Raw genomic sequence first — 306 nt, forward strand, 5'->3', positions numbered from 1 at the left:
TATCGATTGTGCGTAACTGGGTGCCAAAAGATATCCGTATACCTGTATTTGTAATGATCATCGCGGGCTTTGTAACAATAGTTCAATTACTTATGAACGCTTATACCTTTGGTTTATATCAATCATTGGGAATTTTTATCCCGTTGATTGTAACTAACTGCGCCATTATTGGCCGCGCCGAAGCATACGCCTCTAAAAATCCTGTTCATTTATCAGCATTTGACGGCTTAATGATGGGCTTAGGCTTTATGGCTGTATTGTTAGTGTTAGGAGCTATGCGCGAATTAATTGGCCAAGGTACACTGT

Annotated in this window: 1 protein-coding gene; it reads left to right on the forward strand. The window is 40.2% G+C overall.

What is annotated here, in order from left to right; all coding sequences use genetic code 11:
- The coding region (rsxE, locus tag AAEY57_RS19615; protein ID WP_350608619.1) for an electron transport complex subunit RsxE at positions 1 to 306 on the forward strand (306 nt) is incomplete at both ends.

This window comes from Pseudoalteromonas sp. MER144-MNA-CIBAN-0113 (genome assembly GCF_040308965.1).
Taxonomy (GTDB): Bacteria; Pseudomonadota; Gammaproteobacteria; order Enterobacterales; family Alteromonadaceae; genus Pseudoalteromonas; species Pseudoalteromonas tetraodonis.